The sequence below is a fragment of the Bacillus sp. JJ1503 genome, from assembly GCF_036965125.1.
Classification (GTDB): Bacteria; Bacillota; Bacilli; order Bacillales; family Cytobacillaceae; genus Cytobacillus.
Genome location: NZ_JBALOZ010000394.1, coordinates 1 through 6,302, shown reverse-complemented (window position 1 = coordinate 6,302; position 6,302 = coordinate 1). Strand labels below are relative to the sequence as shown.

Below are 6,302 nucleotides of genomic sequence, written 5' to 3'. Positions count from 1 at the left end.
ATATTATATTTGAAATGTTCTCTATTCCGTTTGCTGATATAGCCCTTTGGATTGCCATGATCTTTACGATTTGGTCTGGCTGGGATTATTTCATAAAAAATAAGCAAGTATTTTCTAATTCAAAATAGATTTCGTAAATTAAGGTGGCGTCCCGAATGAATGCAGAAATCATTGCTGTAGGTTCTGAACTATTACTAGGTCAAATAGTAAATACAAATGCTAAGTTTTTGTCGCAGCAGCTAGCTGATTTAGGCATTAATGTTTATTATCATACAGTTGTTGGAGATAATCCAAAGCGTCTAAAGTCTGCAATTGAAATAGCCGAAAACCGCTCTGAGTTTCTTATTTTTACTGGCGGTTTAGGACCAACTAAAGATGATCTAACGAAGGAAACGATAGCTAATCATTTGAACAAGCAGCTGATTATGGATGATCAAGCTCTTAAATTAATCGAACTCTATTTTGAACGTTCAAATCGGGTAATGACTGAAAATAATAAAAAGCAAGCAATTGTCCTGGAAGGTTCACAAGTATTGCCAAATGAGCATGGAATGGCGCCTGGAATGTTTCTTGATACAAACAAGCATTTGTATATGCTGCTTCCAGGGCCGCCTAAGGAAATGGAACCGATGTTTCTAAAGCATGGGTACCCGCTTCTGCGCTCAAAGCTTTATGAAGAAGATGTCATTGTGTCGCGAGTTTTAAGATTTTTCGGCATTGGGGAAGCCTTGCTTGAAACAGAAATAGAGGATTTAATAGATTCCCAATCCAACCCAACTATAGCCCCTTTAGCTTCCGATGGAGAGGTAACGCTCAGACTTACAGCGAAGCATAAGCAGGTGGAAACGGCTCTTCAATTATTGGATGAAACAGAGGAAGCCATTCTCTCTCGTGTGGGAGAATATTTTTATGGCTATGATGATACTTCTCTTATGAATGAGACTATTAAATTAATGAAAGAAAATGGCTTAACTATTAGCTGCGCCGAAAGCTTAACTGGGGGAATGTTTCAACAGACATTTACATCCATTCCAGGTGCTGGCTCCTTTTTAAAGGGAGGCATTGTGTGCTATACAAATGAAGTGAAAGCAAATGTACTTCATGTACAGCAAGAGACCATTCATAAAGAAGGAGTCGTTAGTGCACAATGTGCAATGGAACTAGCTGAAAATGTTGCGGCTCTGATGAATTCGGATATAGGGATCAGCTTAACTGGTGTAGCAGGTCCGGATGAACTTGAAGGCAAGGCTGTTGGCACTGTCTTTATAGGGATTTATTTGAAGGGGAAGCTACTAACTGCAGAAAAGTTAAATTTGGGAGGTACAAGGGAAGCCATTCGGGTCAGAAGTGTAAAATATGGCTGCTACTTTCTAATGAGGCACCTCAAAGCAATTCAGAATGTCAATTAAGGCATTCTGTTTTTTAATTCTCGCAATAAAATGTTAGACAACTTTCTATAATTTCATTTTCTATACAATAAACACTATGAAAATATTAATTTCCGCTAGTGAAAATATCATTATCTTTCATACTAAGCAGTAAAAAAAGACGAATGAATGTTCGAATTTATTCTCGACAAACCAATGGAAAACAGTTATAGTAAAGATAGGTTTTTAGATCAAATATAAACAAATGTGTTTTTGTTAAGATAAAGGAGGAAGAAAAATGAGCGATCGTCAAGCAGCACTTGAGATGGCATTAAAACAAATAGAAAAGCAATTTGGTAAAGGTTCAATTATGAAGCTAGGGGAGCAAACAGATCGTCAAATATCTACTATACCAAGTGGTTCACTAGCATTGGATGCAGCACTTGGAGTAGGCGGCTATCCAAGAGGCCGAATTATTGAAATTTACGGGCCTGAGAGCTCAGGTAAGACAACTGTGGCATTACATGCAATTGCAGAAGTGCAAGCGACAGGAGGACAAGCAGCATTTATTGATGCGGAGCACGCCCTTGATCCTGTTTACGCACAAAAGCTTGGGGTAAATATTGATGAACTGCTTCTTTCCCAGCCTGATACAGGTGAACAAGCATTAGAAATTGCTGAAGCTCTTGTAAGAAGCGGTGCAGTAGATATACTAGTTATTGACTCTGTAGCAGCTCTTGTTCCAAAGGCGGAGATTGAAGGGGAGATGGGAGATGCTCATGTCGGACTGCAAGCTCGTTTAATGTCTCAGGCGCTGCGTAAACTATCAGGTGCAATTAATAAATCAAAAACGATTGCTATTTTCATTAACCAAATCCGTGAAAAAGTAGGAGTCATGTTTGGAAATCCTGAGACTACTCCAGGTGGACGTGCTCTTAAATTCTACTCAACTATCCGTCTAGAAGTGCGCCGTGCGGAACAATTAAAACAAGGCACTGATATAGTGGGAAATAAAACAAAGATTAAAGTAGTCAAGAATAAAGTTGCTCCTCCGTTCCGTGTAGCAGAAGTGGATATTATGTATGGAGAAGGAATATCTAAGGAAGGCGAAGTTATTGACATTGGGTCTGAGCTTGATATAGTCCAAAAGAGCGGCTCTTGGTATTCTTACAATGAGGAGCGTGTAGGACAAGGCCGTGAAAACGCCAAGCAATTCCTGAAGGAAAATAAAGATATTCGTATACAAATTCAAAATCAAATACGTGAGCACTATGGACTTGATAGTGTAAAAGCATTTAATGATGACGAGGACCAAGAGAAATTTCAACTAATCGACTAATGATTAATGACGAGTTTTTCGTAGAGTAAGCAAAGCCGTTTTGATAATGCGGCTTTGCTTTTTATTATAATTAAAGAAAATTTCTAATTGACTTTAAAAGATATATGCATAATAACTAGCGCAGCAACGACAAAGCCTTGACAATGAAATTCCACACCTTTACAATTAAAAATGTATATTTTACATTTTATGATGAATGAAAACGTTGAAAAGCCTTTGTGCTGTATGTTGAATGAGACAATATACATGCCGACACTTTAAAAACGTAACACAAAAAAGTTCATAGCAAGAGGAGGTGAAATGATGGAATTATTAACAGCAATCATCATCTCCAGTTTGCTTGGCCTATTCGTCGGTGCAGTTGTTAGCTATTTTGTTTGTAAGTCCATTGCCCAAGCAAAGATCGCAGGAGCCAAGGATTCTGCAGAGCAGATTTTGGAAGACTCCAAGCGGGAAGCAGAAGCATTAAAGAAAGAAGCCTTGCTTGAAGCAAAGGATGAGATTCACAAGCTTCGCACAGAAGCGGAGCGTGAAATTCGTGATCGAAGAAATGAGCTTCAAAAACAAGAAAATCGTTTACTGCAAAAAGAAGAAAATCTTGATCGTAAAGATGAAACGTTAGATAAACGTGAAACACTTTTAGAGAAGAGGGACGATTCTCTTAACAAAAGACAACAGCATATTGAAGAGATGGAAAGCAAAGTGGACGAGATGGTACGATCACAACAAGCTGAGCTAGAACGCATCTCAGGCTTAACTCGTGAAGGGGCTAAGTCCATCATTTTAGAGCGTGTTGAGCAGGAAGTAGCTCACGATGTAGCTATAATGATTAAAGAGGGCGAGATTAGAGCGAAAGAGGAAGCCGATAAGAAGGCGAAGGATATCTTGTCACTGGCAATCCAACGATGCGCAGCGGATCATGTTGCAGAAACAACAGTTTCTGTAGTTAATCTGCCAAATGATGAAATGAAGGGACGGATCATCGGACGTGAAGGCCGAAATATCCGTACACTTGAAACGCTCACAGGAATTGATCTTATTATTGATGATACACCAGAAGCAGTCATTTTATCAGGATTTGATCCGATTCGTCGCGAGACTGCCCGTTTAGCTTTAGACAAGCTTGTTCAAGATGGTCGTATACACCCTGCGCGCATTGAAGAAATGGTTGATAAAGCACGCCGGGAAGTGGATGAACATATCCGAGAGATAGGTGAGCAGACAACCTTTGAAGTAGGTGTGCATGGACTTCATCCGGACCTTATTAAAATTCTCGGCCGCCTGAAATTCAGGACAAGCTATGGCCAGAATGTATTAAAGCATTCAATGGAAGTAGCACAATTGTCAGGATTACTTGCAGCAGAGCTAGGTCAGGACGAGACACTCGCAAGACGTGCAGGCTTGCTTCATGACATTGGTAAAGCCATTGACCATGAAGTGGAAGGAAGCCATGTTGAAATTGGGGTTGAGCTTGCAACGAAATATAAAGAGCACCCAATAGTTATTAACAGTATTGCTTCACATCATGGGGACACTGAGCCTACTTCAATCATTGCCGTTCTTGTAGCTGCAGCTGATGCTCTTTCAGCAGCACGACCAGGTGCGAGAAGAGAGACATTAGAAAATTATATTCGCCGTCTTGAAAAGCTTGAAGAGATTTCTGAATCTTATGATGGCGTTGAAAAGTCATTTGCCATCCAAGCTGGACGAGAAATTCGTATATTAGTAAAACCAGAACAAATTGATGACCTTGAAGCCCATCGTCTAGCGAGAGATATTCGAAAGAAGATCGAAGAAGAGCTTGATTATCCAGGACATATAAAAGTTACGGTTATTCGTGAAACACGAGCCGTGGAATATGCAAAATAAAGCGGTGCTTAGCATCGCTTTATTTTTTTCCAAACAAAATACATAAATAAACTTAAATAAAGAATGGAAATATAAACATTAATTGCCTATTGAGGCATAAACAAAAGAAATTAGCAAAGAAGGGACAAATATATGAACATATTATTTGTAGGGGATGTTGTTGGCTCTTTAGGAAGAGACATGATAAAGGAATACGTTCCTAAGCTAAAGGAAAAATACCGCCCACAAATTACGATTATCAATGGGGAAAATGCTGCAGGAGGCAAAGGAATTACTGAAAAAATTTACCGTGGTTTCCTGGAAGCCGGAGCACAGGCAGTTACACTTGGAAATCACACTTGGGATAATAAAGAAATATTTGACTTTATTGATGACGCGAAATATTTAGTGCGTCCTGCAAACTTCCCAGAAGGAAACCCAGGTAAAGGAATTGTTTACTTAAAATATAATGCAATCGAAGTGGCCGTTATCAGTTTGCAAGGGCGAACTTTTTTGCCTGCGATAGATTGTCCTTTTCGAAAAGCAGATGAACTGATTCTGGAGGCTCGAAAAAGAACACCCATTATATTTGTCGATTTTCACGCAGAAGCAACAAGTGAAAAACAAGCAATGGGCTGGTACCTAAATGGAAGAGTTACCGCAGTTATCGGCACTCATACACATGTACAAACAGCAGATCATCGTATTTTGCCAGAAGGGACTGCTTTTATGTCAGATGTTGGCATGACAGGCCCATATGATGGAATATTAGGGGTAGAAAGGGAAGCTGTGTTAAAAAGATTTATATCAAGCTTGCCTGTCAGATTTGAAGTCCCGAAAGAAGGGCGCACACAATTAAGTGCTGTACTTATTGAAATAGAAAATCAAACCGGAAAAGCAAAGAAAATGACTCCGATACTAATTAATGAGGATCATCCCTTTTATTCTTAAACGAATAACTGTGTCTAATTACCAAAAATGGTAAATGAGATGCAGTTATTTTTTTGATTTTAAAAAGGAATATTCCATAATTTTGTCCAAGCCGGAATATGTGAATTGTGAAATGAATATAGTAGCAATGGAATGATCTATACCGGATATGTTCATTTCCAAAAGAAGACATGTAGGAAGCTATGGTCATGAACATGCGGGAGGGGAAAACAAGGAGGAGCTAGGAATGGAAATATTAAAAGTTTCAGCAAAATCTAATCCTAATTCTGTAGCTGGTGCGCTTGCAGGTGTTTTGCGAGAAAGAGGCGGCGCAGAAATCCAAGCGATTGGTGCGGGCGCACTAAATCAAGCGGTTAAAGCAGTAGCTATCGCAAGAGGGTTTGTCGCGCCTAGCGGAGTGGATTTGATTTGTATCCCGGCATTCACAGATATTAAGATTGATGGGGAAGAACGGACTGCTATTAAACTAATTGTAGAGCCAAGATAAAAAATGCAGAATCTTTGATGAAAGATGACCTGTTGCATGAATGCAACAGGTCTTTTTTTGCGTTAAAAATAGGCTGAAGAGCTTACATNNATTGATTTTAAAAATAAAATATTCAAATTTTCACCAAAATTAGTCTGAAAGGGTTGCTTTTTTTAAGAACTAGGTCTAGAATTGAAAGCGTTTAGTACCCATTCATTTATCTAACATTAGACTGGTTTTTGAGCTATATATAATGATTTTGATGTGTACTATTCTAATTGTAAAAAACGTTTTCATATATTTTCTTAACGTATCCAAAGGGGTGTAAGTC

The 6,302-nt window shown here is 39.0% G+C and carries 5 protein-coding genes and 1 pseudogene; all 6 read left to right on the top strand.

Annotation, left to right across the window (positions count from 1 at the left end; all coding sequences use genetic code 11):
- A pseudogene (locus V7149_RS23635) lies at positions 1-128 on the top strand (CDP-diacylglycerol--glycerol-3-phosphate 3-phosphatidyltransferase); the annotation flags it as partial.
- A 27-nt stretch (positions 129-155) separates the two neighbouring features.
- Positions 156-1,409 (top strand): competence/damage-inducible protein A, encoded by a 1,254-nt coding sequence (locus tag V7149_RS23630; protein ID WP_335348023.1) that lies wholly within the window; start codon positions 156-158, stop codon positions 1,407-1,409.
- 256 nt (positions 1,410-1,665) lie between these two features.
- Positions 1,666-2,706, top strand: a complete 1,041-nt coding sequence (recA, locus tag V7149_RS23625) for a recombinase RecA (protein ID WP_335348022.1) — start codon at positions 1,666-1,668, stop codon at positions 2,704-2,706.
- A gap of 303 nt (positions 2,707-3,009) precedes the next feature.
- Positions 3,010-4,575 carry a ribonuclease Y gene (rny, locus tag V7149_RS23620; RefSeq protein ID WP_335348024.1) on the top strand — a complete coding sequence of 522 codons (1,566 nt, stop codon included), beginning with the start codon at positions 3,010-3,012 and terminating at the stop codon, positions 4,573-4,575.
- A gap of 132 nt (positions 4,576-4,707) precedes the next feature.
- Positions 4,708-5,505: a TIGR00282 family metallophosphoesterase gene (locus tag V7149_RS23615; protein WP_335348021.1), complete on the top strand. Its 798-nt coding sequence runs from the start codon at positions 4,708-4,710 to the stop codon at positions 5,503-5,505.
- Positions 5,506-5,731: 226 nt separating this feature from the next.
- Complete coding sequence (gene spoVS / locus V7149_RS23610) at positions 5,732-5,992, top strand: stage V sporulation protein SpoVS (protein WP_009791522.1); 261 nt, start codon at positions 5,732-5,734, stop codon at positions 5,990-5,992.
- Positions 5,993-6,302: the final 310 nt, after the last annotated feature.